This window comes from Azotobacter chroococcum (genome assembly GCF_004339665.1).
Lineage (GTDB): Bacteria > Pseudomonadota > Gammaproteobacteria > Pseudomonadales > Pseudomonadaceae > Azotobacter > Azotobacter chroococcum.
The window spans coordinates 1-25,337 of the sequence record NZ_SMMU01000012.1 but is presented as its reverse complement, the minus strand read 5'-3'; the positions used below and the strand labels follow the sequence as shown (position 1 = coordinate 25,337).

The 25,337-nt window shown below is 68.7% G+C and carries 23 protein-coding genes and 2 tRNA genes; 14 read left to right on the top strand and 11 right to left on the bottom strand.

What is annotated here, in order from left to right; all coding sequences use genetic code 11:
* The first annotated feature begins 144 nt into the window (after positions 1 to 144).
* From EV691_RS12010 to gcvP, 9 genes are all read left to right on the top strand, one after another.
* Positions 145 to 699, top strand: coding sequence for a YecA/YgfB family protein (locus EV691_RS12010; RefSeq protein ID WP_089169449.1), 555 nt, complete (start codon positions 145 to 147; stop codon positions 697 to 699).
* A gap of 38 nt (positions 700 to 737) precedes the next feature.
* A complete protein-coding gene (pepP, locus tag EV691_RS12005; protein WP_131297211.1) occupies positions 738 to 2,072 on the top strand; it encodes a Xaa-Pro aminopeptidase in 1,335 nt (444 codons plus the stop codon).
* Between the two features lie 2 nt (positions 2,073 to 2,074).
* On the top strand, positions 2,075 to 3,262 hold the full coding sequence (gene ubiH, locus EV691_RS12000; protein ID WP_131297210.1) for a 2-octaprenyl-6-methoxyphenyl hydroxylase: 1,188 nt from the start codon (positions 2,075 to 2,077) through the stop codon (positions 3,260 to 3,262).
* 65 nt (positions 3,263 to 3,327) lie between these two features.
* Positions 3,328 to 4,545: a 2-octaprenyl-3-methyl-6-methoxy-1,4-benzoquinol hydroxylase gene (locus EV691_RS11995; RefSeq protein ID WP_131297209.1), complete on the top strand. Its 1,218-nt coding sequence runs from the start codon at positions 3,328 to 3,330 to the stop codon at positions 4,543 to 4,545.
* 108 nt (positions 4,546 to 4,653) lie between these two features.
* Positions 4,654 to 5,655, top strand: a complete 1,002-nt coding sequence (locus EV691_RS11990; RefSeq protein WP_131297208.1) for an extracellular solute-binding protein — start codon at positions 4,654 to 4,656, stop codon at positions 5,653 to 5,655.
* Between the two features lie 84 nt (positions 5,656 to 5,739).
* Positions 5,740 to 7,356 carry an ABC transporter permease gene (locus EV691_RS11985; protein WP_131297207.1) on the top strand — a complete coding sequence of 539 codons (1,617 nt, stop codon included), beginning with the start codon at positions 5,740 to 5,742 and terminating at the stop codon, positions 7,354 to 7,356.
* 163 nt (positions 7,357 to 7,519) lie between these two features.
* Positions 7,520 to 8,602 (top strand): glycine cleavage system aminomethyltransferase GcvT, encoded by a 1,083-nt coding sequence (gene gcvT / locus EV691_RS11980; RefSeq protein ID WP_131297206.1) that lies wholly within the window; start codon positions 7,520 to 7,522, stop codon positions 8,600 to 8,602.
* 45 nt (positions 8,603 to 8,647) lie between these two features.
* Positions 8,648 to 9,037 (top strand): glycine cleavage system protein GcvH, encoded by a 390-nt coding sequence (gene gcvH, locus EV691_RS11975; RefSeq protein WP_131253716.1) that lies wholly within the window; start codon positions 8,648 to 8,650, stop codon positions 9,035 to 9,037.
* 99 nt (positions 9,038 to 9,136) lie between these two features.
* A complete protein-coding gene (gcvP, locus tag EV691_RS11970) occupies positions 9,137 to 12,010 on the top strand; it encodes an aminomethyl-transferring glycine dehydrogenase (RefSeq protein ID WP_131297205.1) in 2,874 nt (957 codons plus the stop codon).
* Positions 12,011 to 12,029: 19 nt separating this feature from the next.
* Here the strand turns inward: gcvP and EV691_RS11965 are convergent, their stop codons facing one another.
* A complete protein-coding gene (locus EV691_RS11965) occupies positions 12,030 to 12,719 on the bottom strand; it encodes a nitroreductase (protein WP_131297204.1) in 690 nt (229 codons plus the stop codon).
* 201 nt (positions 12,720 to 12,920) lie between these two features.
* Here EV691_RS11965 and EV691_RS11960 point away from each other — a divergent pair, with 201 nt between their 5' ends.
* Entirely contained in the window at positions 12,921 to 13,133 is a 213-nt protein-coding gene (locus EV691_RS11960; RefSeq protein WP_131253710.1) for a DUF3079 domain-containing protein, read from the top strand.
* A gap of 84 nt (positions 13,134 to 13,217) precedes the next feature.
* Here the strand turns inward: EV691_RS11960 and EV691_RS11955 are convergent, their stop codons facing one another.
* The 7 genes from EV691_RS11955 to EV691_RS11925 all read right to left on the bottom strand — a co-directional run bounded on the left by EV691_RS11955 (position 13,218) and on the right by EV691_RS11925 (position 18,578).
* Positions 13,218 to 13,616, bottom strand: coding sequence for a nuclear transport factor 2 family protein (locus EV691_RS11955; protein WP_207390124.1), 399 nt, complete (start codon positions 13,614 to 13,616; stop codon positions 13,218 to 13,220).
* 562 nt (positions 13,617 to 14,178) lie between these two features.
* Positions 14,179 to 14,254: transfer RNA gene (locus EV691_RS11950), tRNA-Phe, on the bottom strand.
* Between the two features lie 40 nt (positions 14,255 to 14,294).
* Positions 14,295 to 14,370: transfer RNA gene (locus EV691_RS11945), tRNA-Phe, on the bottom strand.
* A 109-nt stretch (positions 14,371 to 14,479) separates the two neighbouring features.
* On the bottom strand, positions 14,480 to 14,752 hold the full coding sequence (locus tag EV691_RS11940; RefSeq protein ID WP_089169437.1) for an oxidative damage protection protein: 273 nt from the start codon (positions 14,750 to 14,752) through the stop codon (positions 14,480 to 14,482).
* Entirely contained in the window at positions 14,749 to 15,837 is a 1,089-nt protein-coding gene (gene mutY, locus EV691_RS11935; protein WP_131297202.1) for an A/G-specific adenine glycosylase, read from the bottom strand. Before mutY ends, EV691_RS11940 begins: the two co-directional genes overlap by 4 nt.
* Positions 15,834 to 18,074, bottom strand: a complete 2,241-nt coding sequence (locus tag EV691_RS11930) for an AsmA family protein (RefSeq protein WP_131297201.1) — start codon at positions 18,072 to 18,074, stop codon at positions 15,834 to 15,836. Before EV691_RS11930 ends, mutY begins: the two co-directional genes overlap by 4 nt.
* Positions 18,075 to 18,179: 105 nt before the next feature.
* On the bottom strand, positions 18,180 to 18,578 hold the full coding sequence (locus EV691_RS11925) for an acetyl-CoA sensor PanZ family protein (protein ID WP_131297200.1): 399 nt from the start codon (positions 18,576 to 18,578) through the stop codon (positions 18,180 to 18,182).
* Between the two features lie 151 nt (positions 18,579 to 18,729).
* On the opposite strand from EV691_RS11925, the gene hisB reads away from it, so the two are divergent.
* From hisB to hisF, 4 genes are all read left to right on the top strand, one after another.
* Positions 18,730 to 19,323: an imidazoleglycerol-phosphate dehydratase HisB gene (gene hisB, locus EV691_RS11920; RefSeq protein ID WP_131297199.1), complete on the top strand. Its 594-nt coding sequence runs from the start codon at positions 18,730 to 18,732 to the stop codon at positions 19,321 to 19,323.
* Positions 19,323 to 19,961, top strand: coding sequence for an imidazole glycerol phosphate synthase subunit HisH (hisH, locus tag EV691_RS11915; protein WP_089169432.1), 639 nt, complete (start codon positions 19,323 to 19,325; stop codon positions 19,959 to 19,961). Before hisB ends, hisH begins: the two co-directional genes overlap by 1 nt.
* Positions 19,962 to 20,035: 74 nt before the next feature.
* Entirely contained in the window at positions 20,036 to 20,773 is a 738-nt protein-coding gene (gene hisA / locus EV691_RS11910; protein WP_131297198.1) for a 1-(5-phosphoribosyl)-5-[(5-phosphoribosylamino)methylideneamino]imidazole-4-carboxamide isomerase, read from the top strand.
* A 164-nt stretch (positions 20,774 to 20,937) separates the two neighbouring features.
* Positions 20,938 to 21,708, top strand: coding sequence for an imidazole glycerol phosphate synthase subunit HisF (gene hisF / locus EV691_RS11905; RefSeq protein WP_131297197.1), 771 nt, complete (start codon positions 20,938 to 20,940; stop codon positions 21,706 to 21,708).
* A gap of 58 nt (positions 21,709 to 21,766) precedes the next feature.
* On the opposite strand, the gene EV691_RS11900 is transcribed toward hisF, so the two are convergent.
* The 3 genes from EV691_RS11900 to gpmI all read right to left on the bottom strand — a co-directional run.
* Complete coding sequence (locus EV691_RS11900; RefSeq protein ID WP_131297196.1) at positions 21,767 to 23,104, bottom strand: S41 family peptidase; 1,338 nt, start codon at positions 23,102 to 23,104, stop codon at positions 21,767 to 21,769.
* Positions 23,105 to 23,133: 29 nt separating this feature from the next.
* Entirely contained in the window at positions 23,134 to 24,405 is a 1,272-nt protein-coding gene (locus tag EV691_RS11895; RefSeq protein WP_131297195.1) for a murein hydrolase activator EnvC family protein, read from the bottom strand.
* A 129-nt stretch (positions 24,406 to 24,534) separates the two neighbouring features.
* The coding region (gene gpmI / locus EV691_RS11890; protein ID WP_131837554.1) for a 2,3-bisphosphoglycerate-independent phosphoglycerate mutase at positions 24,535 to 25,337 on the bottom strand (803 nt) is incomplete at its 5' end.

Here is a 25,337-nt window from a genome sequence, read left to right as displayed (position 1 = left end):
GCGGCGCGCTTCGATGGTCTTGGTGCATCCGCCGGTGCTAGGATACGCGACCACATTCTAGTCATTTGCTCCCCGTGGCGCCTATAGCTGCCGGCGCTTTCGCAAGGCGCGGCAGACCGGGCGAGCGGAGAAGGCGAGTCCGATATGTCCACCGATAAATCCCCCTATGCGGCTTTCTCCGCCCTGCTGGCCTCGACCGGCCGGGAAGTGTCCCCGGCGGAGCTGCATGGCCTGCTGCTCGGTCGCAGCTGCGCCGGCGCCGGTTTCGAGGCCGACGCCTGGCTGACCGATGCCGCCGATCTGCTCGGCAGCCAGACTCCGGACAACGTGCGCCAGGCGCTGGTCGGCCTGCAGGAGATGGTCAAGGGCGAACTGGCTGGCGGCGAGGTCGCCGTGGTCCTGCTGCTGCCTTCCGACGAGGCGCCGCTGGCCGAGCGCGCTACCGCCCTGGGGCAGTGGTGCCAGGGCTTTCTCGGCGGTTTCGGCCTGACTGCCCGCGACAAGCCGTTGAGCGCGGAGGCCATGGAAGTGCTGCAGGATCTCGCCGCCATCGCCCAGGTGCAGAATTCGCTGGAGGAGTCCGAGGAGGGCGAGGGTGCCTACATGGAGGTCATGGAATACCTCCGGGTTGCGCCGCTCCTGCTGTTCGCCGAGTGCGCCGGGCCGGTTGCGCCGGCGCCCAAGCCGTCCGTGCACTGAAGCGCCGACGCTTTTGCCAGTCAACCGAGGAGCTGTACATGACCTGCATCCCGAAGCCGGAATACGCCCGCCGGCGCAAGGCGCTGATGGCACAGATGGAGCCCAACAGCATCGCCATCCTGCCGGCGGCGCCGGTGTATATCCGCAATCGCGATGTGGAGCACCAGTACCGTCAGGACAGCGACTTCCAGTATCTCTCGGGTTTCCCCGAGCCGGAGGCGGTGATCGCCCTGATTCCCGGCCGCGAACATGGCGAATACGTGCTCTTCTGCCGCGAGCGCGATCCCGAGCGCGAACTCTGGGACGGCCTGCGCGCCGGCCAGGAGGGGGCGGTCCGCGACTACGGCGCGGATGATGCTTTCCCCATTGCCGACATCGACGACATCCTGCCCGGTCTGATCGAGGGGCGCGGCCGGGTCTACTACGCCATCGGCAGCAACGAGGCGTTCGACCACCGGCTGATGGAGTGGATCAAGACCATCCGCTCCAAGGCCCGCCAGGGCGCGCAGCCGCCGAGCGAGTTCGTCGCCCTCGACCATCTGCTGCACGACATGCGCCTGTACAAGAGCGCCGCCGAAGTGGCGGTGATGCGCGAGGCCGCGGCCATCTCCGCCCGCGCCCACGTGCGCGCCATGCAGGCCAGCCGCCCGGGGCTCCATGAGTACCAGCTGGAGGCCGAGCTGGAGTACGAGTTCCGCAAGGGTGGGGCGCGGATGCCGGCCTATGGCTCGATCGTCGCCGGCGGTCGCAATGCCTGCATCCTGCACTACACCGAGAACAACATGCCGCTGCGCGACGGTGATCTGGTGCTGATCGACGCCGGCTGCGAGATCGACTGCTACGCCAGCGACATCACCCGCACCTTCCCGGTCAACGGCACCTTCTCGCCCGAGCAGAAGGCGATCTACGAGCTGGTGCTGGCCGCCAATCTGGAGGCGTTCAGGCACATCGCGCCCGGCCGCCACTGGAACGAGGCCCACGAGGCCACGGTGCGGGTGATCGTTGCCGGACTGGTGGAGCTGGGACTGCTTGCCGGCGATGTCGACGAGTTGATCAAGCAGGAGGCCTACAAGCCCTTCTACATGCACCGTGCCGGCCACTGGCTGGGCATGGACGTGCACGATGTCGGCGACTACAAGATCGACGGCCAGTGGCGCGTGCTCGAGCCGGGCATGGCGATGACCGTCGAGCCGGGCATCTACATCGCCGCCGACAACGACAAGGTCGAGCGCAAGTGGCGTGGTATCGGCGTGCGCATCGAGGACGACGTGGTGGTCACCGAAGGGGGCTGCGAGATCCTCACCGGCGGCGTGCCCAAGGGCGTCGCCGAGATCGAGGCACTGATGGCCGCGGCTCGCGGCCGGGTGGCCTGAACATGACCCGGGTGGAACTGGCGATCGTCGGCGGCGGCCTGGTCGGTGCGAGTCTGGCCCTGGCCCTGCAGGAGGGCGCCAAGGCGCGCGGCTGGCGGATCGTGCTGATCGAGCCGCACGCGCCCGGCGAACCCTATCAGCCGAGCTACGACGCGCGCTCCTCGGCGCTGTCCTTCGGCACCCGGCAGATCTACGAGCGCCTGGGCCTGTGGCCGGCGATCGCCCGCCGGGCCGAGCCGATCCTGCAGATCCACGTCTCCGAGCGTGGCCGTTTCGGCGCCGCGCGCCTGCAGGCGGCGGAGGAGGGCGTGCCGGCCCTCGGCTATGTGGTGGAGAACGCCTGGCTCGGCGAGTGCCTGTGGCAGGCGCTGGATCCCGAAGTGGTCACCTGGCGCTGCCCGGCCGAAGTGCTGCGCATGACCCCGCTGCGCGATGGCTACCGGCTGCAGCTGGACGACGACAGCCACCTCGACTGCGCCCTGGCAGTGCTCGCCGACGGTGGCCGCTCCGATCTGCGCGAGCAGCTCGGCATCCATGTGCGCCAGCAGCCCTACGGGCAGACTGCGCTGATCGCCAACCTCACGCCCGGCGAGCCGCATCGCGGCCAGGCCTTCGAGCGCTTCACCCAGGACGGCCCGCTGGCCCTGCTGCCGCTGGCGGACAATCGCTGCGCGCTGGTCTGGACTCGTCCGACGGGCGACGCCGGACGGTTGCTGGCGCTCGACGAGCGGCAGTTCCTCGCCGAGCTGCAGCAACAGTTCGGCTATCGCCTCGGCGCCTTCCGCCAGTTGGGGGGCCGCCATCTCTATGCGCTGGCGCTGGTCGAGGCCGAGGAGCAGGTGCGCCCGCATCTGGCCCTGCTCGGCAATGCCGCCCACAGCCTGCACCCGATCGCCGGCCAGGGCTACAACCTGTCCCTGCGCGATACCCTGTGCCTGGCCGAGGAACTGCTGGACAGTCCGGCCGAGCCCGGCGACTTCGCCACCCTGCTGCGCTACCAGGCCCGCCAGCGCCTCGACCAGCAGTTGACCGTGGGCTTCTCCGACCGGCTCACCCGGCTGTTCGGCATGGCCACGCCGCTACTCGCCGGCGGGCGCAGTCTCGGCCTGCTCGGCCTCGACCTGCTGCCGCCGGCCAAGCGCTGGTTCGCCCGCCAGGCCATGGGGCTCGGCACCCGTGCGCAGGTCTGAGCCTGACGCGCGATCATCGAAGAACGGCGGGCGTGGCAGGACGCCCCTTGCGAGTTGAGGAAAGCATGCACGCGGATCTGATCATCGTCGGCGCCGGAATGGTCGGCAGCACCCTGGCACTGGCCCTGCAGGACAGCGGCCTGGATATCCTCCTGCTCGACCGCGGGCCGCTCGAGGCGGCCCCCTGGAGCCCTGAGGCGCCCTTCGAGCCGCGGGTCAGCGCGTTGTCCGCCGCCAGCCAGCGCATCCTCGAGCGCCTCGGCGCCTGGGACGGCATCCGCGCCCGGCGCGCCGCCCCCTACGGCGAGATGCAGGTGTGGGACGGCTCCGGCACCGGGCAGATCCGCTTCGCCGCGGCCAGCGTGCATGCCGAGGTGCTCGGCCACATCGTCGAGAACCGCGTGGTGCAGGACGCCCTGCTCGAGCGCCTGGCAGGCAGCGGCATCGGCCTGCTGCCCGCGGTGCGCCTGGACGGCCTGCGCCGCTCCGGCGACGGCTGGCTGGTCAGCCTCGGCGACGGCCGTCAGCTGCGCGCGCCGCTGCTGGTCGCCGCCGACGGCGCCAACTCGACGATCCGCCGTCTGGCCGGCTGCACCACCCGCGAGTGGGATTACCTGCACCATGCCATCGTCACCAGCGTGCGCTGCGCCGAGGCGCACCGCCGTACCGCCTGGCAGCGCTTCACCGACGACGGTCCGCTGGCTTTCCTGCCGCTGGAGCGGGATGGCGACCGCCACTGGTGCTCGATCGTCTGGTCGACCACTGCGGAGCAGGCCGAGCGGCTGATGGCGCTGGACGATGCGGCCTTCGCCGCGGCGCTGGGCGCCGCCTTCGAGTGGCGGCTCGGTGCGGTGCTGGAGGTCGATCCGCGCCACTGCATCCCGCTGCGCCAGCGGCATGCCCGGCGCTATGTCGAACCCGGCCTGGCGCTGATCGGCGATGCCGCCCACGTCATCCACCCGCTGGCGGGGCAGGGCGTCAACCTGGGATTTCTCGATGCCGCCACCCTGGCCGAGGTGCTGCTGCATGCCCGCGGGCGGGGCGAACGGCTGGCCGAGCTGCGCGTGCTGAGCCGTTTCGAGCGCCGGCGGATGCCCCACAACCTGGCGATGATGGCGGCGATGGAGGGCTTCGAGCGGCTGTTCCAGGCCGATCCGCTGCCGCTGCGCTGGCTGCGCAACGCCGGCCTGAAGTGGATGGACGAGCTGCCCGGGGGCAAGGCGCTGTTCGTCCGCCAGGCCCTCGGACTGAGCGGCGACCTGCCCGAATTGGCGCGGGCCTGAAAGCCGAACCCACCCTGTTGGCGATATACCGCGCGACATATGGCGAGTTGTGAAGCTAAATGCTAGTCACTATTATTCGCCGCACTTAATTCACATGAGGTGGGTTCCATGCAGGCAAGCAAGCACATTCTCGCCGTCCTGGCCTTGGGCGCGCTCTCCGGCACCGCCCTGGCGGCCGACGAGGTCGTGGTCTATTCGTCGCGGATCGACGAGTTGATCAAGCCGGTCTTCGATGCCTATACCGCCGAAACCGGGGTCAAGGTGAAGTTCATCACCGACAAGGAGGCCCCGCTGCTGGCCCGTCTCAAGGCCGAAGGGAAGAACACCCCGGCCGACCTGCTGATCACCGTGGACGCCGGCAACCTCTGGCAGGCCGAGCAGGAAGGCGTGCTGCGTCCGCTGGATTCGGCGACGATCAAGGCCAACATCCCGCCGCAATACCGCTCTGCCAGCAGTACCTGGAGCGGCCTGTCGCTGCGTGCGCGGACCATCTTCTACTCCACCGAGCGGGTCAAGCCGGAGGAGCTTTCCACCTACGAGGCCTTGGCCGACGAGAACTGGGAAGGCCGTCTGTGCCTGCGCACCAGCAAGAAGGTCTACAACCAGTCGCTGACCGCCACCCTGATCGAGGCCCACGGCGAGAAGCAGGCCGAACAGATCGTCAAGGGCTGGGTGAACAACCTGGCCACCGACGTGTTCGCCGACGACACCGCCCTGCTGCAGGCCATCGACGCCGGCCAGTGTGACGTGGGCATGGCCAACACCTACTACTACGGTCGCCTGCACAAGCAGAACCCCGGTTTGAAGGTGAAGCCCTTCTGGCCGAACCAGGCCGATCGCGGCGTGCACGTCAACCTCTCCGGCGCCGGGGTGACCAAGCACGCCCCGCATCCGCAGGCCGCGCAGAAGCTGCTGGAGTGGATGACCGGCGACAAGGCCCAGCGCCTGCTGGCCGACATCAACCAGGAATACCCCGCCAATCCGCAGGTGGCACCGTCCGCGGAAGTCGCCGCCTGGGGCAGCTTCAAGGCCGACAGCGTGCCGGTCGAGGTCGCCGGCAAGCGCCAGGCCGAGGCGATCCGCCTGATGGATCGCGCCGGCTGGAACTGAGGCGCCCGCCGAGGCTGCCAACCCGGGCTGCAGGCGGAGCGCTCCGCCTGCAGCCCGATTCGTTTTTCGTATCGGGGAGCTGTCGTGACCCATTCCGCCCAGCGCCGCTGGTATCCCATCGTCTTTGCCATCGCCTCCCTGGTGCTGCTGCCCCTCAGCGTGCTGGCGCTCTCCTGGCACAGCGTGGACGGCGAAATCTGGAGGCATCTGTGGGATACCCAGATGCCGCGTCTGCTCAGCAACACCCTGACCCTGCTGCTGGGCGTCAGTGCCGGCGTCACCCTGCTCGGGGTGAGCCTGGCCTGGCTGACCAGCCTCTGCGAGTTTCCCGGCCGGCGCTGGCTGGACTGGGCGCTGATGCTGCCCTTCGCGATTCCCGCCTACGTGCTGGCCTTCGTCTTCGTCGGCCTGCTGGACTTTTCCGGCCCGGTGCAGACCCTCCTGCGCGAGTGGTTCGGCAGTGGCCTGCGGCTGCCGCGGGTGCGCTCCACCGGCGGGGTGATCCTGGTCCTGGTGCTGGTGTTCTACCCCTACGTCTATCTGCTCGCGCGCAGTGCCTTCCTGGCCCAGGGCAAGGGCCTGATGGAGGCCGCGCGGGCCCTCGGCCAGTCGCCCTGGCAGGCCTTCTGGCGCGTGGCGCTGCCGATGGCGCGGCCGGCGATCGGCGCCGGCCTGGCGCTGGCGATGATGGAGACCCTGGCCGACTTCGGCGCCGTCTCGGTGTTCAACTACGACACCTTCACCACCGCCATCTACAAGACCTGGTACGGCTTCTACAGCCTGTCCAGCGCCACCCAGCTGGCCAGCCTGCTGCTGCTGGCGGTGATGCTGGTGGTCTACGGCGAGCGCCGCGCCCGCGGCGTGCCGCGGCCGAGCACCGAGCGCCCGCGCGGCCGGGCGCTGTACCGGCTGCGCGGCTTCAAGGCCGCGGCGGCCAGCACCTGGTGCGGGCTGGTATTCCTCTGCGCCTTCGTCGTGCCGCTCCTGCAGCTGCTGGCGTGGTATTGGCAGCGCGGCCGCTTCGACCTCGACGAGCGCTATGCCGGGCTGATCCTGCACACCCTCTGGCTGGGCGGCTGCGCCGCGCTGATCACCGTCGCCTGCGCCATGCTGCTGGCCTTCGCCCGACGCCTGGTGCCGGGACGCACCATGGGCGCGGCGGTCGGCCTGGCCAATCTGGGCTACGCGCTGCCGGGCTCGGTGCTGGCGGTGTCCATCATGCTCGCCTTCAGCTATCTCGACCGCGAGCTGGTGATCCCGCTGTCCGAGTGGTTTGGCGGCGCCGGCAAGCCGCTGCTGCTGGGCAGCTTGGCAGCCCTGCTGCTGGCCTATCTGGTGCGCTTCCTGGCGGTGGCCTTCGGCCCCCTGGAAAGCAGCCTGGCGCGGATCCGCCCGTCGCTGCCAGAGGCCGCGCGCAGCCTGGGGGTCGGCGGGCCGCAGCTGTTCTCGCGGCTCTACCTGCCGCTGCTGCTGCCCGGCACCCTGAGCGCCGCGCTGCTGGTGTTCGTCGACGTGCTCAAGGAAATGCCGGCGACCCTGCTGATGCGCCCGTTCGGCTGGGACACCCTGGCGGTACGCATCTTCGAGATGACCAGCGAGGGCGAGTGGGCCCGCGCCGCGCTGCCGGCGCTGACCCTGGTGCTGGTCGGCCTGCTGCCGGTGATCGGCCTGATCCGCCGTTCGGCACGCCAGCCGGGCTGAGCCGCCAGGGCCGGCGGCGTCCGGCCCCCACCTTGCCAGCGCCGTGACCGGACCCGGCCTTGCGGCTACAATGCGCGCCATTCGCGGCCTGCCGGCGGCCTTGCCAGGCCTGTCTCGCAGGTCTTTCGCGTGGCGACGCGCCAGGCACGGAAGGAGAACCATCATGGGACAGCGCACGCCCCTCTATGAGCAGCACCTTGCCCTGGGCGCCAGGATCGTCGATTTCGGCGGCTGGGACATGCCCCTGCACTACGGCTCGCAGGTCGAGGAGCACCATCAGGTCCGGCGCGACTGCGGCGTCTTCGACGTCTCTCACATGACCGTGGTGGATGTCCATGGCCCGGAGGCCCGCGCCTGGCTGCAGCGTCTGCTGGCCAACGACGTGGCGCACCTGGAGACCCCCGGCAAGGCGCTCTACAGCGTCATGCTCAACGAGCGCGGCGGGGTGATCGACGACCTCATCGTCTATCTCGCCGATTTCGGCTACCGCCTGGTGCTCAACGCCGCCAGCCGCCTGCGCGACCTGGCGTGGATGAAGGAACAATCTGCCGGACATGCCGTCGAGCTGCGCGAGCGCCGCGACCTGGCCATGCTCGCCATCCAGGGGCCGCAGGCGCGGGTGCGCACCGGCGAACTGGTCTCCGCCCCGCGCGCCGCGCTGATCCACGAACTGCGCCCGTTCGAGGGGCTGGCCGAGGGCGACTGGTTCGTCGCCCGCACCGGCTACACCGGCGAGGACGGCCTGGAGATCATGCTGCCAGTGGCGCAGGCGCCGGACTTCTTCAGCGATCTGGTCGGCGCCGGCATCGCCCCCAGCGGCCTCGGCGCCCGCGACACCCTGCGCCTGGAGGCAGGGCTGAACCTCCATGGCCAGGACATGGACGAGAACGTCTCGCCGCTGGCGGCGAACCTGGGCTGGACCATCGCCTGGGACCCGGCCGGGCGCGACTTCATCGGCCGCACCGCGGTGGAGGAACAGCGCCGCGCCGGCGGCCAGCCTAAACTGGTGGGATTGCTGCTGGAGGAGCGCGGCGTGCTGCGTACTGGCCAGGTGGTACGGGTGGAGGGCGTCGGCGAGGGCGCGATCACCAGCGGCAGCTTCTCGCCGACGCTCGGCAAGTCCATCGCCCTAGCCCGAGTGCCGGCGGCCACCGGCGAGCGCGCCGAGGTGGAAATTCGCGGCCGCTGGCTGCCCGTCCGCGTCGTCCGGCCGAACTTCGTCCGTCACGGCAAGGCCTTGATCTAGATTTTTTCGGGCGAGCCCTTTCGCCCCCAACCCCGAGGACACGACATGAGCAATATCCCCGCCGATCTGCGTTACACAGCCAGCCACGAATGGGCCCGACTGGAAGCGGACGGCACCGTCACCGTGGGCATTTCCGACCACGCCCAGGAAGCCCTGGGCGACGTGGTGTTCGTCGAGCTGCCGGAAGTCGGCAAGCAGCTGGCCGCCGAACAGGAAGCCGGGGTGGTGGAATCGGTGAAGGCCGCCTCCGACATCTACGCGCCGATCGCCGGCGAGGTGATCGCGGTCAACGAGGCCCTGACCGACAGCCCCGAGCTGGTCAATAGCGACCCCTACGGCAGCTGGTTCTTCAAGCTCAAGCCCAGTGCCGCCGGCGACCTGGACAAGCTGCTCGATGCGGCCGGCTACGAGGCCGCCTGCAGCGCCGAGGCCTGATCGCCAGGCGCTTGCGGCGCCCGCGGGCGCCGCAAGCCGAGCCCATTCCCTCCCGAAGCCTCGCCCGTCGGGGCTTCGTCCTTTCAGCCGAGAGCCGCCATGTCCCAGACTCCCAGTCTCGCCCAACTCCAGCAGCCCGACGCCTTCCTGCAGCGCCACCTCGGTCCCGACGAGGCCGAGCAGCGCGCCATGCTCGCCAGCCTCGGCCTGACCAGCCGCGACCAGCTGATCGAGCAGACGGTGCCGCCGGCGATCCGCCTGAACCGCGCCCTGGCGCTGCCGGCGGCGCTGGACGAGCAGGGCGCCCTGGCGAAGCTCAGAGGCTATGCCGAACGCAACGAGCTGTGGACCAGCCTGATCGGCATGGGCTACCACGGCACCGTCACGCCGCCGGTGATCCTGCGCAACGTGCTGGAGAACCCCGGCTGGTACACCGCCTACACCCCCTATCAGCCGGAGATCGCCCAGGGCCGGCTGGAGGCGCTGCTGAACTTCCAGCAGCTGACCATCGACCTCACCGGCCTCGACCTGGCCAGCGCCTCGCTGCTCGACGAGGCCACCGCCGCCGCCGAGGCCATGGCCATGGCCCGTCGGGTGGCCAGGAGCAGGAGCAACCGCTTCTTCGTCGACGAGAACTGCCACCCGCAGACCATCTCGGTGGTGCGCACCCGCGCCGCGGGCTTCGGCTTCGAGGTGGTGGTGGATGCCGTGGAGAAACTCAGCGAGCATGCGGTATTCGGCGCCCTGCTGCAGTATCCCGACACCCATGGCGAGATCCGCGACCTCGGGCCGCTGATCGAGCAGCTGCACGCGCAGCAGGCGCTGGCCTGCATCGCCGCCGACCTGCTCGCCCTGCTGGTGCTGACCCCGCCCGGCGAGCTGGGCGCCGACGTGGTGTTCGGCTCGGCGCAGCGCTTCGGCGTGCCGATGGGCTACGGCGGCCCGCACGCCGCCTACTTCGCCACCCGCGACGAGTACAAGCGCGCCATGCCCGGGCGGATCATCGGCGTCTCCAGGGACGCCCGCGGCAACACCGCCCTGCGCATGGCCCTGCAGACCCGCGAGCAGCACATCCGCCGCGAGAAGGCCAACTCGAACATCTGCACTTCCCAGGTGCTGCTGGCCAACATGGCCGGTTTCTACGCCGTCTACCACGGCCCAGAAGGCCTCAGGCGCATCGCCCGGCGCGTCCACCGGCTGACCGCGATCCTCGCCGAGGGCCTGGCGCAGCGCGGGATCGAGCGCCTCAACCGGTACTTCTTCGACACCCTGACCCTGGAGGTCGGCGGTGCCCAGACGGCGATCATCGAGAGCGCCCAGGAGGCGCGGATCAACCTGCGCATCCTCGGCCGCGGCCGGCTCGGCGTCAGTCTGGACGAGACCTGCACGGCGGAGACCGTCGAGCGGCTGCTGGCGATCTTCCTCGGTGCCGACCATGGTCTCGACCTCGCCGTGCTCGACGATGCCGCCGCCCCGGGCATCCCCGCCGCGCTGCAGCGCAGCTCGGCCTACCTGCAGCATCCGGTGTTCAACCGCCACCACAGCGAGACCGAGATGCTGCGCTACCTCAAGCAGCTGGAGAACAAGGACCTGGCCCTCAACCAGGCGATGATCCCGCTCGGCTCCTGCACCATGAAGCTCAACGCCACCAGTCAGATGATGCCCGTCACCTGGCCGGAGTTCGCCAGCCTGCACCCCTTCGCCCCGCGCGAGCAGGCCGAGGGCTACCGGCTGATGATCGAGGAGCTGGAGGCCTGGCTGTGCGCCATTACCGGCTTCGACGCCATCTGCATGCAGCCCAACTCCGGCGCCCAGGGCGAGTACGCCGGCCTGCTGGCGATCCGCAAGTACCATGAGAGCCGCGGCGAGGGCCGGCGGCATGTCTGCCTGATCCCGTCCTCGGCTCACGGCACCAACCCGGCCTCGGCGCAGATGGCCGGCATGCAGGTGGTGATCGTCGACTGCGACAAGTCCGGCAACGTCGACCTCGCCGACCTCCAGCGCAAGGCCGAGGCGGCCGGCGACACGCTGTCCTGCCTGATGCTCACCTATCCCTCGACCCACGGTGTCTACGAGGAGGGCGTGCGCGAGATCTGCGAGGTGATCCACGGTCACGGCGGCCAGGTCTACATGGACGGCGCCAACCTCAACGCCCAGGTCGGCCTGGCGCGCCCGGCGGATATCGGTGCCGACGTCTCGCACATGAACCTGCACAAGACCTTCTGCATCCCCCACGGCGGCGGCGGCCCGGGCATGGGTCCGATCGGCGTCAAGGCACACCTGGCGCCCTTCGTCGCCAACCACCCGGTGGTACCGCTGGACGGCCCGAACCCGGACAACGGCGCGGTCAGCGCGGCGCCCTGGGGCAGCGCGAGCATCCTGCCGATCAGCTGGATGTACATCGCCATGATGGGCCCGCAGCTGAAGGACGCCACCGAGGTCGCCATTCTCAGCGCCAACTACCTGGCGCATCGCCTGGGCGGTGCCTTCCCGGTGCTGTACAGCGGCCGCAACGGCCGGGTCGCCCACGAGTGCATTCTCGACCTGCGCCCGCTCAAGGCGGAGACCGGGATCAGCGAGGAGGACGTCGCCAAGCGCCTGATGGACTACGGCTTCCACGCGCCGACCATGTCCTTCCCGGTGCCCGGCACGCTGATGATCGAGCCGACCGAGAGCGAGTCCCTGCACGAGCTGGATCGCTTCGTCGAGGCCATGCTCTGCATTCGCGCGGAGATCGCCAAGGTCCAGGCCGGCGACTGGCCCGCCGAGGACAACCCGCTCAAGCATGCCCCGCACACCCTGGCCGACGTGCTCGGCGAGTGGCAGCGCGCCTACGGCCGCGAGGAAGCGGTGACGCCGAGCGCCCACACCCGCGCCCACAAGTACTGGCCGACGGTGAACCGGGTGGACAACGTCTACGGCGACCGCAACCTGTTCTGCGCCTGCGTGCCGCTGGACGACTACCGCGAGTGAATGGAGGCGCCGGCGGAGCTCAGCCGCTGGCCGACTCATCGAAGCCGTGGAAGGCGGCGAATCCGGTCACCGGCACCCGCTCGGTGACCAGGCCGTTTTCCGGCGCCTCGGGGTCCGCGTGGCCGAGGGCCACGGCGCAGACCAGGATCTCTTCTTCGCCGAGCAGCCCCAGCCCGCGCACCACCTGGTGATAGTCGGCGAAGACCCCCTGGGGACAGCTGTGCAGGCCTTCGCCGCGGGCCGCCAGCATCAGGTTCTGGATGAACATGCCGAGGTCGAGGAAGCTGCCGGTGTTCATCCGCCGGTCCATGGAAATCAGCAGGCCGACCGGTGCATCGAAGAGCTGGAAGTTGCGCAGCGCCTGCCGCTCCCGCGCCGCCCGGTCGCCGCGGGCGATGCCGAGCGCGTCGTAGAGGCTGAAGCCCATGGTCCGCCGGCGCTCGAGGTAAGGCTCGAACCAGGGGTCGGGGTAGTAGCCATACTCGGCGTGATGCCGCTGCGGCTCCTGCTCGGCCGCCGCGCTCACCGCCCGGCACAGTGCATCGCGGGCCGCGCCGGCCAGTGCACGGACCTTCCACGGCTGGGTGTTGGCGCCGCTCGGCGCCTGCGCCGCCAGCTCCAGGATGCGCTCGACCTGGGCGCGGGGAACGGGATCGGGACGAAAGCGGCGAACCGATTTGCGCGAGCGGATGGCATCTGCGACCTGCATGGGCGAACTCCTTGAATTGGCCAGGAACACGCAGGTATACCCCAGGCGCCGGGGTTTTTCATCCTCGGGCGCCCTTCGTCGTCCGCCCTGCCGGTTACCGACCGGACTCGCCGATCCATCGCGAAATCCCTGGGGAAAAACGTTAGATTGCCTGTCGAAGCGGCTTGCGAACCTCCGACTCACACCACCAGGGCGACGAGAATGGCGAAGAAATTTCCCTTGAACCCAAAGCATCCCGAGCGGATCTGCTGGGGCTGCGACAGGTACTGTCCGGCGACTTCCCTGGCCTGCGGAAACGGCGCCGACCGGACGATGCACCCGGCCGAGCTGCTCGGAGAAGACTGGTACATATTCGAGGATGGGAGCATCGACCCGGTCGTGGAGACGAAGAGTTCGACGGAGCACTCGCGCTGATTCGTCAGGGCGTATCGGCGGGCCAGCCCGAGGGGGTAGTGGAAACCACCGGCGTCGGGCTCCCGGCGGTTTCCACTGGGCTGGTTAGAGGGGAACCGCCTGACGGGCCAGCAGTTGCCATTCGCTGCCCTGGTGCTGCCAGATCTGCAGGATTTTCAGACTGACCCTGGCTGGGTCCTTGCCCTTGCTGTGCGTATCGCCCGTGAGCGTATGGCGGACGATCGCCGTGTCGCCCACGGCCTGCACGCTCTGCTCGCTGATGGCGATGGACAGGAAGTCGGAGGCGCCGCTCATCAGGTCGTCGACGAAGCGCTCCTTGGTGTCGATCCTGCCGCTGGAGTGGCCATAGCTCAATTCCGGGGCGATCAGGGCCTCCAGCTTCGTCTTGTCCGGGTCCACCATCAGCGCACGCAACTGCTCCGCAGCCGCCTCGATGGCGGCGGTTTCGTCGGCCGCATTGGCGGCCGGGGTTACAAGCGCCATTGAAGAGAAAGCGGCTACCAACAGCATTGTTCTTTTTATCATCTCGAATCCTTCTTCACGGGTTGGAAAACGGGCTCAGAGCCATCCCTCGTTTAGAGGTAAGACATGCTATCACTTTGTTGTGTGGCGTTGGAATCATACCCGGGATATCGGAGTAAGCTGGTGGCTTTAATATTAATTTGCTGATTTATAGGGATATTATGTGTAGGTAGGTAACAGGGCTGTTTTCTGTCGAGACTCTTGTTGTGTGATCACTTGCTTGTGGAAGGCATCGTTCCACTGGCGGAGCCAGCCGTATGGGTTGATGGGGATATCCCCTCAATCGATACGCGGTCACAGGCTGCGGAGAGAACTGGTGGCCTGTTTCTCTAGATTTTTGTCTTTCGTGTGCGATGGGCGGCGATAGCGTGGTGGGCGTCGGGGGGGCAGCAGTTGCATGGCGTCCGGGGCATTGGCGCGCTGCGTGCGGATTGTCTTGCGATCAGGGGGATATGCGGATGGTTGCGATCCCCATAAAGCAAAAAGCCCCAGCGCATGGCTGAGGCTTTTCGTTCGGAATCAGTGGTGCCCAGGGACGGAATCGAACCGCCGACACGGGGATTTTCAATCCCCTGCTCTACCGACTGAGCTACCTGGGCGAAAGGGCGTTGTGACTGCGGGAGTACCACTTGAAGGAAGTGGTGCCCAGGGACGGAATCGAACCGCCGACACGGGGATTTTCAATCCCCTGCTCTACCAACTGAGCTACCTGGGCAACAACGGCCGGCATTAAACCCTCTTTCCCGCCGGAGCGTCAACTGCAGCCGGCGAAAAAATTAGCTTTTTTAAGCGCTTAGCGCAGGCGTTGGGAATGCTCGGGAGACTCACTCCTTCGGCTGCACGTAGCCCTCGGCCAGGGCGTATTCCTCGCCGGAGAGGAACTTGTCCATCTCGCCCTGCAGGAACTTGCGGTCCTCGGCGTTCATCATGTTCAGCCGGCGCTCGTTGATCAGCATGGTCTGGTGCGTCTGCCATTCGTCCCAGGCCTGCTTCGAGACGTTCTGGTAGATGTCCTCGCCCTTGGGACCCGGGTAGGGCGGACGGTCGAGGCCGGGCAGTTCCTCTTTGTACTTGCGGCAGTGCACGGTGCGGGTCATGGGATTCTCCTCGAAGTCGGCGGGTCCGCCGGGATCTGCAGTTCGCTCTGGGCGCGTTTGAGCAGCTTCTTCACCGGAGCGGCGAGGCCCAGGCGCGGCGGAGCGGCGAGGTTATACCAGAGCCAGTCGGCCTCGGCCACGGCGGGGGCGGCGTTCTCCACCGCTATGAGCCAGGGCACGATGGCCAGCTGGAAATGGCTGAAGGTGTGGGTCAGGCCCGGCAGTTCGCGGCGTTCGCCGAGGTGCAGGGCATGGCGGGCGGCGAGCGGGTCGAGCGCGTCCAGGTCGTCCAGTTCCGGCAGGCTCCAGAGCCCGCCCCAGAGTCCGCTGGAGGGGCGCCGGTAGAGCAGGATGGCGCCGTCGCGATTGGCCAGCAGCGGCATCAGGGTGCGCTTGCGCGGCAGCTCCCGGCGCGGTTTGGGCGCCGGGTAGTCCGTCTCGCGGCCGAGCAGGTGGGCGCGGCAGCCGCCCTGCAGCGGGCAGAGCAGGCAGGCCGGACGGCTACGGGTACAGAGGGTGGCGCCGAGATCCATCATCGCCTGGGTGTAGTGGTTGACCCGCACCTGCGGTGTGAAGCGCTCGGCGGCCGCCCACAGGCGTTTGGCTACCTGCGGCTCGCCCGGATAGTCGTCCTCGGCCAGGTAGCGGGCCAGCACGCGCTTGACGTTGCCGTCGAGGATCGGCGCGCGCAGACCCATGCTGATGCTGGCGATGGCGCCGGCGGTGGAGCGGCCGATGCCGGGCAGCTCGGCGAGTGCCTGCGGCGAGCGGGGAAGCTCGCCGGCGTGCTGCCCGGCGACGATCTTCGCGGTCTTGTGCAGGTTGCGCGCGCGGCTGTAGTAGCCGAGCCCGGTCCACAGGTGCAGCACTTCGTCCTCGGGCGCCGCGGCCAGCGCCTCCAGCGTCGGCAGGGCGGCCATGAAGCGCTCGTAGTAGCCGAGCACGGTGGCGACCTGGGTCTGCTGCAGCATGATTTCCGAGACCCACACCCGGTAGGGCGTGATGTCCTGCTGCCAGAGCAGGTCCTTGCGGCCGTGGCGGTCGTACCAGTCGAGCACGGCGCTGTTGAACTGCTCGGGAGTCATCGGTTGAACAGCCCCTTCAGTGCGTCCTTGAGTTCCGGGCTGACCTTGTCGCCAAGCTTTTCCTCGAGTTTCTCGTTGAGCTTCTCGCCGGCCAGCTTGGCGGCGATCTGGCGCAGACCGTCGCGATCCAGGCGGCAGGCCTTGGCACCCAGCTCCAGCGGGCCGCGGCAGCGGACCGGCCACTCCAGGCCGACGTAGCGCTCGTTGACCTGGCAGGCGGCGTCGGGCATGGCGCGCTTGTCGCCTTCGATGATCACGCCGATGCGGTAGTCCATGCCGAGCACGCGCAGGTCCAGGTCGCCGTTGCCGTTGACCGTCAGGCCGGGGATGCGCGCCTTGAGGTCGGGGTTGCTGGCGACGCCGTTGGTGAAGCGCAGGCTGCCTTTCAGCTCCTCGAAGGGGGTGTCCTTGGCGTTGGGCGGATTGTTCAGGCCCTTGCGGTTGAGGGTGGCGATGGCCAGGCAGAGCTGCTGTTCGAGGTTGGCGTCGGGCAGCACGCCGTCGTGGAGGACGAAGCTGGCCGTGCCGTTGAGCCCCTCGACCCAGGCCTTCTGGCTGTTGCCGCGGGTTTCCAGGTCGGCGTTCAGGTCGAGCAGGCCCTTGATCGGCGGCTCTTCCTTGCCCTCGGTCTCGATGAACTTCTCCACCGGGATCCGGCTGAGGCGCTTCAGCACGCTCAGCTGGGGAGTGGGCGGGCGGGCGTCGAGGCGGGCCTGCACGTCGAAGCTGCCGCCGAAGAGTTCGCCGCGCAGGCTCTTCAGGGTCAGCAGGCCGTCCTTGGCGGTGGCCTGCAGGTGGGCGTTGCCGATCGGCAGTTGGTCGAGGGTCAGCTGGCCGACGTCGAGGCTGGCCTGCAGGTCCAGCTTGCGCAGGGTGTCGACCGGCAGCACCGCTTCTTCGCTCCAGGCTTGCTGGGTGGGCGCTTCGGGCAGCGGGGTGTCGCTGTTCTGGACGGCGACGGCCACGGCGCCCTTGACCTCCGCCTGGCGGGCGGCGCCGGCGGCCTCTTTTTTCTCGCTCTTCGGCGCCAGGTAGCGGTCGAGGTCCAGCTTGTCGACCTTGAGCTGCAGGCGCAGGGCCTGGCGGGCGAAGTCGGCGACGGCGATGCTGCCGGTGAACCGGCTGTCGTCCAGCTTCAGATCGAGCTTGTCGAAGGCCACGGCGCTCGGAGTGCCGCTCAACTGGCTGCTCAGCTCGAGGCGGGTCAGGCTGGCGGGATCGGCCGTCGCCGGCAGCTCCTGGCCGATGCCAGCGAGGAATTCGCGCGGGTTGAACGGGGCGATGGACAGGCCGCCGCTCAGCTGCGGTTCCTTGTCCAGCTCGCGCACCTTCAGCTCGCCGATGGCGCGCAGCTGGTTGGCGCTGAGTTTCAGGCCGTTCCATTCGGCCACCTGGGCGGCCAGGTCGGCGAGCAGCTCGCCTTGGGCGGCGAAGTTCAGGGTCTTGCCCTTGAGCGGCTCGCCCGAGGCCTCGCCGGACAGCCGGGCATTGTTCAGCTGGAAGCGCTGGAGCGCGGGATCGAAGCGCAGCACGCCCTCGAGGTCGGTGCGCGCGCGCAGGACCGGCTGGTTGCTGCCGAAGAAGGCGGTCAGCTTGAGCGGAATGTCACTGTCCGGGCGGATCGCGCCACTGCTGAGCTGGATGCTTTCGGCGCTGAATTTCTGCCCGCTGCGCTCGTCCAGATAGTCCACCCGGGCGTTGTTCAGGGTCAGGCTGTCGATGTCCAGGCGCAGCGCCCGGGCGGTGTTGTCGGCCGGGGTTTCAACGGGCGCTTCGGCTGGCGGAGCGGTTTCTCCGGTGGCCACCTTCGGCTGCTCGGGTTTTCCGGCCTGGGCCGGGCGGCCAAGGTCTTCCCAGTTGCCGCGGCCCTGCTTGTCGCGGCGCAGGTGCAGCTCGAGGCCGTCGACGCGGATGTCGCTCATCTGGATCTCGCGGCGCAGCAGCGGCAGCACCCGCACCGACAGGCCGATCATCTCCAGGTCGGCGAGGGGCTGATCGGGGGTGCGGGTGCTGGCCACGCTGGTCTGCTGCAGCTGCAGGCCGAGCCAGGGAAACAGGCTCCAGCCGATGTCGCCGTTCAGGGTCAGTTCCAGGTTGGCCTTGTCGCGGGCGAGCTGGCGGATCTCGTCCTTGTAGTCGTTGGGATCGAACAGCTGGGTGAGGGCGAAGCCGAGGGCGACGACGACCAGCAGCAGCCCGAGGACGATCAGGCCAAGGATTTTGCCGAGCGTTTTCATGGGCGGAGTCCTTGTTGGGATTCGCGAGGGGTACAGGCCGCCGAGTATAGCGGCCGGTCATGGCGGCCGAGCCGCGTGCCCGGCGACTGTGCGCCGGGGCGGGCCTCAGAGGGTGTCCAGCGGCAGCTGGGTGCGGGCGGCCAGGGCCTGGCTTTCCAGTTGATCCGCGGGAGCGGACAGGTGCAGGGGCTTGCCGGCCGCCTCGGCCAGGCGCCGGGCCTCGTCGAGCAAGCGGCGACCGACGCCGCGGCCGCGGGTGATCCTGCGCACGCAGAGGTGCGACAGCCGCCAGCAGTCATCGTTCCTTGCCAGCAGGGCGGCGCCGAGCAGACGGTCGTTGAAGCGGCCGGCGATCAGCGTGCCGCTTTCCAGGCCGGCGGCGATCAGCTGCTCGGCATCGGCATGCGGGCTGAGCAGCCAGTCGGGGGCATCGGCATAGATCTTCGCCAGGTCGAGGCGGTCCTGGGGGCTGGCGGTGGTGAGCGTTTCGACGTGGACGGGCATGGTTTTTCGGGGGCCTTGTCGCTTGCTGGATCGTCAAGGATAACCAGCGGAGCCCGTCTGCGCACCGGGCGGGCCGCGCCGGACGGCTTATCCAGGCTTGGGGTTTGCGCCTATAATGACGCCCTTTCGTCCCACGACTAGCGGAGCTGTGATGGCCGAACGTACGGCTTGCGTCGAGCGCAACACCCTGGAAACCCAGATCAAGGTTTCGATCAACCTGGACGGCAGCGGCAAGGCCCGCTTCGCCATCGGCGTGCCCTTTCTCGAGCACATGCTCGACCAGATCGCCCGCCATGGCCTGATCGACCTGGATATCGAGTGCCGGGGCGATGTGCATATCGACGACCATCACACCGTGGAAGACGTCGGCATCACCCTCGGCCAGGCCTTCGCCAAGGCCATCGGCGACAAGAAGGGCATCGTCCGCTACGGCCACTCCTACGTACCGCTGGACGAGGCGCTGTCGCGCGTGGTGATCGACTTTTCCGGCCGTCCCGGCCTTTCGATGCAGGTGCCCTACACCCGCGCCCGGGTCGGCAGCTTCGACGTGGACCTGTTCCAGGAGTTCTTCCAGGGTTTCGTCAACCACGCCCAGGTGACCCTGCACATCGACAACCTGCGCGGCAGCAACACCCACCACCAGATCGAGACGGTGTTCAAGGCCTTTGGTCGCGCCCTGCGCATGGCCATCGAGCTCGACCCGCGCATGGCCGGGCAGATGCCCTCCACCAAGGGGTGCCTGTGATGCAGACGGTAGCCGTGATCGACTATGGCATGGGCAACCTGCACTCGGTGGCCAAGGCGCTGGAGCACGTCGGCGCCGGCAAGGTGCTGATCACCAGCGACGCGCAGGTGATCCGCGAGGCCGACCGGGTGGTGTTTCCCGGCGTCGGCGCGATCCGCGACTGCATGGCGGAGATCCGCCGGCTGGGCTTCGATCAGCTGGTCCGCGAGGTGAGCGTCGACCGGCCGTTCCTCGGCATCTGCGTCGGCATGCAGGCGCTGATGGAGCGCAGCGAGGAGAACGGCGGGGTCGACTGCATCGGCCTGTTCCCCGGCCAGGTGCGCTTCTTCGGCAAGGGCCTGGTCGAGGACGGCGAACACCTCAAGGTGCCGCACATGGGCTGGAACGAGGTCGTCCAGAGCGTCGACCATCCGCTCTGGCACAACATCCCGGACAACGGCCGCTTCTATTTCGTGCACAGCTACTACATCGAGGCCGGCAACCCGCGCCAGGTGGTCGGCCGCGGCCACTACGGGGTCGACTTCGCCGCTGCGCTGGCCGAGGGCTCGCGCTTTGCCGTGCAGTTCCACCCGGAAAAGAGCCACACCCACGGCCTGCAGCTGCTGCAGAACTTCGCCGCTTGGGACGGGCGCTGGTAGGCGCCGCAGGATTCTGGTGGAAAACGCTGCGCGGTTTTCCACCCTACGGGCTCTTCTGACGTTAGGAAAAAGACATGCTGATTATCCCCGCAATCGATCTCAAGGACGGTGCCTGCGTGCGCCTGCGCCAGGGCCTGATGGAAGATGCCACCGTGTTCTCCAACGATCCCGTGGCGATGGCCGCCAAGTGGGTGGAGGCCGGCTGCCGCCGCCTGCACCTGGTCGACCTCAACGGCGCCTTCGAGGGCCAGCCGGTCAACGGCGAGGTGGTCACCGCCATCGCCAGGCGCTACCCGAACCTGCCGATCCAGATCGGCGGCGGCATCCGCTCCCTGGAGACCATCGAGCATTATGTGAAGGCCGGGGTCAGCTACGTGATCATCGGCACCAAGGCGGTCAAGCAGCCGGAGTTCGTCGGCGAGGCCTGCCGCGCCTTCCCGGGCAAGGTGATCGTCGGCCTGGACGCCAGGGACGGCTTCGTCGCCACCGACGGCTGGGCCGAGGTGAGCAGCGTGCAGGTCGTCGACCTGGCCCGGCGCTTCGAGGCCGACGGGGTGTCCGCCATCGTCTACACCGACATTGCCAAGGACGGCATGATGCAGGGCTGCAACGTCGAGGCCACCGCAGCCCTGGCCGCGGCGAGCCGGATTCCGGTGATCGCCTCCGGCGGCATCCACAACCTTGGCGACATCCAGAAGCTGCTGGATGCCCGCGCGCCCGGCATCGTCGGCGCCATCACCGGCCGCGCCATCTACGAGGGCACCCTCGACGTGGCCGAAGCCCAGGCGCTGTGCGACAGCTTCAAGGGCTGATCGCCTGATTGATTATCCCCACTGATCGCTCCCACGCTCCGGCGTGGGAGCGCAACCGGGGACGCTTAGCGTCCCGAGCGAGGTTCCCACGCCGGAGCGTGGGAACCATCAGCACGAGAAGCCGCATGCCCATTGCCGGCATGCAACCGACGAGAGAGACTGCCATGGCCCTCGCCAAACGCATCATCCCCTGCCTCGACGTGGACAACGGCCGCGTGGTCAAGGGCGTCAAGTTCGAGAACATCCGCGATGCCGGGGACCCCGTCGAAATCGCCCGCCGCTACGACGAGCAGGGCGCCGACGAGATCACCTTCCTCGACATCACCGCCAGCCACCAGGGGCGCGACACCACCCTGCATACCGTCGAGCGCATGGCCAGCCAGGTGTTCATCCCGCTGACCGTCGGTGGCGGCGTGCGCACCGTGCAGGACATCCGCAACCTGTTGAATGCCGGTGCCGACAAGGTGTCGATCAATACCGCCGCGGTGTTCACTCCGGAGTTCGTCGGCGAGGCCGCCGAGCGCTTCGGCTCGCAATGCATTGTCGTTGCCATCGACGCCAAGAAGGTGTCCGGCCCGGGCGAGGCGCCGCGCTGGGAAATCTTCACCCACGGCGGACGCAAGCCCACCGGGCTGGACGCGGTGGCGTGGGCGAAGAAGATGGAGGGCTACGGCGCCGGCGAGATCCTGCTGACCAGCATGGATCAGGACGGCGTGAAGAGCGGTTACGATCTCGGCGTGACTCGCGCGATCAGCGAGGCGGTGGGCATTCCGGTGATCGCCTCCGGCGGCGTCGGCAACCTCGAGCACCTGGCCGCCGGCATCCTCGAAGGCAAGGCCGATGCGGTGCTGGCGGCGAGCATCTTCCACTTCGGCGAGTACACGGTCCCGGAAGCCAAGGCCTATCTGGCCGCCCGCGGCATCGTGGTGCGCTGAGCCGCCCGGCGCCGGGTGGAAGGCGCAGGCGCGGCTTTCCACCCGTTCGCTGTGTGACCTATTGCTGACCGCGCGTCAGGTTGAGTCCCTTGAGCAGGTTGAGCGCCTGGCTCAGCTGGTAGTCGTCGTCCTGCGGACGTACCTTGCTGCCCTGGCCATCCTTGCCGCTGGGCTTGTCCGGCCCGCCGTTGCCGTTGCCCAGGTGGCCGGCCAGATCCGCCTCGCGCAGGTGTTCCGGCTGGGCATCCTGGGTCAGCTTGGCACGTTCCACCACGATGTCCGGGACTATGCCCTGGGCCTGGATCGAGCGGCCGTTGGGGGTGAAGTAGAGGGCGGTGGTCAGCTTCAGGGCGCGGTCGTTGTTCAGCGGCAGCACGGTCTGCACCGAGCCCTTGCCGAAGCTGTCGGTGCCCATCAGCACGGCCCGCTTGTGGTCCTGCAGGGCGCCGGCGACGATCTCCGCGGCCGAGGCGCTGCCGCCGTTGATCAGCGCCACCAGCGGCACGCCTTCGCTGGCGTCGGCCGGGTCGGCCGAGAAGCGCAGCTCGGAGTTGGCGATGCGGCCCTTGGTGTAGACGATCAGGCCCTTGGTGAGGAAGTGGTCGGACACCTCGACCGCCGACTGCAGCACGCCGCCGGGGTTGTTGCGCAGGTCCAGTACCAGGCCCTTGAGCTTCTGCCCGCCGTTTTCCTTCTTCAGGCGTGCCAGCACCTTGCCGACTTCCTCGCCGCTGTTGACCTGGAACTGGGTGATGCGCAGGTAGCCATAGCCCGACTCGAGCAGCTGGCCCTTCACGCTCTTGACCTTGATCACCGCGCGGGTCAGCTCGACCTCGAACGGCCGGCCGCCTTCGCGGACCAGGGTCAGCTCGATCTTGCTGCCGGGCTTGCCACGCATCTTGTCCACGGCTTCGAGCATGGACATGCCCTTGGTCGGCTGGCCGTCGATCCTGACGATCAGGTCGCCGGCCTCGATGCCGGCCCGGGCCGCCGGCGTGTCGTCGATCGGCGAGACCACCTTGAGCTGATCGTCCTCCATGCCGACCTCGACGCCGAGGCCGCCGAACTCGCCGCTGGTACTCTCCTGCAGGTCCCGGAACTCCTCAGGTTCGAGGTAGGCCGAGTGCGGGTCAAGGTTGCTGATCATGCCCTTGATGGCGTTTTCCAGCAGGGTCTTGTCGTCCACCGGTTCGACATAGGCGGCCTTGATCCGGTCGAGGACCTCGGCGAAGGTGCGCAGCTCGTCGAGCGGCAGGAGAGGCTTGCCTCGCGTCTCGGCGGCTGGCGTGGGCGCCTCCTCGACTGGCACAGGCGCCTCCGCGGCGTGCAGGAAGGGGGCGCCGAGCGCGAGGGCGGCAGCCAGGGCCAGCGAGAGGGGACGGGGCAGGTGCGGCATGAAAACGAACTCCTCGAGTGAAAGCGGCGCTATCCCTGCGCGCGGCACCACAGGGCGGGATCGCTGGGGCGGCCCTGTTGGCGGATGGCGAAGTAAAGCGCAGGCATGTCCTGCCCGCCACTGGTGCCGACCGTGGCGATCGGCTCGCCGGCCTTGACCATGTCGCCGGCGCCTTTCAACAAACTCTCATTATGCCCGTAGAGGCTCAGGTAGCCATTGCCGTGGTCGAGAATGACCAGCAGGCCCGAGCCGCGCAGCCAGTCGGCGAACACCACGCGCCCGCCATGGATGGCGCGCACTGGGCTGCCGGCGCTGGCGCCGATCAGCACGCCATCCCAGCGGGTGCGGGCATCTTCGCTGCGTGCTGAACCGTAGGGCGCCAGCAGACGGCCATCGACCGGCCACGGCAGGCTGCCGCGCGCGCGGGCGAAGGGGCCGTCGGGGGCCGCTTCCTGACGGCTGGACAGCTGCGGTTTTTCAGTGGCGGGCTCGGCCGTTCTGGCACGCTGGCGCTGCTCTTCGAGCTCCTGCTGGCGGCGCTGTTCGGCGAGGGCGCGCTGGCGCGCTGCCTCGGCCTCGCGCGCCTGGCGGGCGAGGGTTTCCTCGATGCGCTGCAGCACCCGGCCGAGTTCGGCCTGCTCTTCCTCGCGGGCCTTGAGCCTCTGTGCGCCGCTGGCGTACTCCCGGTTCAGCCGGGCCAGCACCTGCCGGCGCTCCTGGCGCAGGGCGGCGAGCCGCTCGCGGCGCCGCTCCAGCTCGTCCTTGCGTTCGCCGAGCCGGGTTTGCTGGGTGGCGAGTTCCTGCTCGACCGCAGCCAGCTGGCGCAGGGTCGCGTCGAAGGTTTCGAGCTGCTTGCGGCGCGCCTGGTCGAGGTAGCCGTAGTAGGTCAGGGTGCGGGAAACAAGTTCCGGCTGCTGCTGGTTGAGCAGCAGCTTGAGGTATTCCTGGCGACCGCCCTGGTAGGCGGCGCGGGCCTGGATGGCGATCAGCCGCTGCTGTTCGTCGCGGGCGTTCTGCAGCGTCTGCCTTTCCTGGTCGAGGCGACGGATCTCCCGCTCGCGGCCGTCCAGTTCATCCTGCAGCTCGCGCACCTGCTTCTCCAGGTCGCCCAGCTCCCGCTCGGTCCTGCCCAGCTCCTTCTGCACGCCGCCCCTTTCCTGGTTCAGCTGCTCCTGCAGCTTCTTCAGCTCGGCGATGTCCTGGCGGGCCTGCTCCAGCTGCTGCAGGGTTTCGCTGCGCTCGTCGGCGAGCGCCGGGCTGAGCGCGAGGGCGAGGATCAGGGCGGAGAGGGTGCGGTGCATGGCGGGCGGCATCGGGGGGAGTGGATCGGCCTAAGTATGCCTAAAAATCCGTCGTCAGGCTGCAGGGCATTGCAGCAGCTGCGGACAGGCGGTGGGCAGGCCGGAGGCCCGCCCACGCCGTTTTCCGCCTCAGGCCGGCTCGACCAGCGGCTGGCCGGTCATTTCCTTCGGCTGCGGCAGGCCGAGCAGCTTCAGCATCGTTGGCGCCACGTCGGCCAGCACGCCGCCGCCGCGGATGCGCAGCGGGCGCTGGCCGACATAGATGAACGGCACCGGCTCGCAGGTGTGCGCGGTGTGCGCCTGGCCGGTGCTCTCGTCCTCCATCTGCTCGACGTTGCCGTGGTCGGCGGTGATCAGCGCCTCGCCGCCGACCTTCTCCAGCGCCGCGACGACGCGCCCGAGGCAGGCGTCCAGGCATTCGACCGCCTTGACCGCCGCCGCGAACACCCCGGTATGGCCGACCATGTCGCCGTTGGCGTAGTTGGCGACGATCACATCGAAGCGCTGCTGCTCGATGGCCTCGACGAGGCGGTCGGTGACCTCCGGCGCGCTCATCTCGGGTTTCAGATCGTAGGTGGCGACCGGCGGCGAGGGAATCAGGATGCGTTCCTCGCCCGCGAAGGGCTCCTCGCGGCCGCCGGAGAAGAAGAAGGTGACGTGGGCGTACTTCTCGGTCTCGGCGATGCGCAGCTGGGTCTTGCCGTGGTTGGCCAGGTACTCGCCGAGCACGTTGGTCAGTGCTTCCGGGGCGAAGGCGCAGGGTGCCGGGATGCTGGCGGAGTACTGGGTGAGGGTGACGAAGCCGGCCTGCGGCACGCGCTTGCGCTCGAACTCCTTGAAGTCCTTCTCGACGAAGGCGCGGCTCAGCTCGCGGGCGCGGTCGGCGCGGAAGTTCATGAACACCACGGCATCGCCGTCTTCCACCTTGACCG

What these genes read in the sequence shown, in the direction of transcription:
- pepP (WP_131297211.1), top strand. Translation starts at nt 738, where the DNA reads ATGACCTGCATCCCGAAGCCGGAATACGCCCGCCGGCGCAAGGCGCTG.
- EV691_RS12010 (WP_089169449.1), top strand. Translation starts at nt 145, where the DNA reads ATGTCCACCGATAAATCCCCCTATGCGGCTTTCTCCGCCCTGCTGGCC.
- EV691_RS11995 (WP_131297209.1), top strand. Translation starts at nt 3,328, where the DNA reads ATGCACGCGGATCTGATCATCGTCGGCGCCGGAATGGTCGGCAGCACC.
- EV691_RS11925 (WP_131297200.1), bottom strand. Translation starts at nt 18,578, where the DNA reads ATGCCCGTCCACGTCGAAACGCTCACCACCGCCAGCCCCCAGGACCGC.
- gcvH (WP_131253716.1), top strand. Translation starts at nt 8,648, where the DNA reads ATGAGCAATATCCCCGCCGATCTGCGTTACACAGCCAGCCACGAATGG.
- EV691_RS11895 (WP_131297195.1), bottom strand. Translation starts at nt 24,405, where the DNA reads ATGCACCGCACCCTCTCCGCCCTGATCCTCGCCCTCGCGCTCAGCCCG.
- EV691_RS11940 (WP_089169437.1), bottom strand. Translation starts at nt 14,752, where the DNA reads ATGACCCGCACCGTGCACTGCCGCAAGTACAAAGAGGAACTGCCCGGC.
- hisB (WP_131297199.1), top strand. Translation starts at nt 18,730, where the DNA reads ATGGCCGAACGTACGGCTTGCGTCGAGCGCAACACCCTGGAAACCCAG.
- EV691_RS11955 (WP_207390124.1), bottom strand. Translation starts at nt 13,616, where the DNA reads ATGGCGCTTGTAACCCCGGCCGCCAATGCGGCCGACGAAACCGCCGCC.
- hisF (WP_131297197.1), top strand. Translation starts at nt 20,938, where the DNA reads ATGGCCCTCGCCAAACGCATCATCCCCTGCCTCGACGTGGACAACGGC.
- hisA (WP_131297198.1), top strand. Translation starts at nt 20,036, where the DNA reads ATGCTGATTATCCCCGCAATCGATCTCAAGGACGGTGCCTGCGTGCGC.
- EV691_RS11930 (WP_131297201.1), bottom strand. Translation starts at nt 18,074, where the DNA reads ATGAAAACGCTCGGCAAAATCCTTGGCCTGATCGTCCTCGGGCTGCTG.
- gcvP (WP_131297205.1), top strand. Translation starts at nt 9,137, where the DNA reads ATGTCCCAGACTCCCAGTCTCGCCCAACTCCAGCAGCCCGACGCCTTC.
- ubiH (WP_131297210.1), top strand. Translation starts at nt 2,075, where the DNA reads ATGACCCGGGTGGAACTGGCGATCGTCGGCGGCGGCCTGGTCGGTGCG.
- gcvT (WP_131297206.1), top strand. Translation starts at nt 7,520, where the DNA reads ATGGGACAGCGCACGCCCCTCTATGAGCAGCACCTTGCCCTGGGCGCC.
- EV691_RS11900 (WP_131297196.1), bottom strand. Translation starts at nt 23,104, where the DNA reads ATGCCGCACCTGCCCCGTCCCCTCTCGCTGGCCCTGGCTGCCGCCCTC.
- EV691_RS11965 (WP_131297204.1), bottom strand. Translation starts at nt 12,719, where the DNA reads ATGCAGGTCGCAGATGCCATCCGCTCGCGCAAATCGGTTCGCCGCTTT.
- EV691_RS11990 (WP_131297208.1), top strand. Translation starts at nt 4,654, where the DNA reads ATGCAGGCAAGCAAGCACATTCTCGCCGTCCTGGCCTTGGGCGCGCTC.
- hisH (WP_089169432.1), top strand. Translation starts at nt 19,323, where the DNA reads ATGCAGACGGTAGCCGTGATCGACTATGGCATGGGCAACCTGCACTCG.
- mutY (WP_131297202.1), bottom strand. Translation starts at nt 15,837, where the DNA reads ATGACTCCCGAGCAGTTCAACAGCGCCGTGCTCGACTGGTACGACCGC.
- EV691_RS11960 (WP_131253710.1), top strand. Translation starts at nt 12,921, where the DNA reads ATGGCGAAGAAATTTCCCTTGAACCCAAAGCATCCCGAGCGGATCTGC.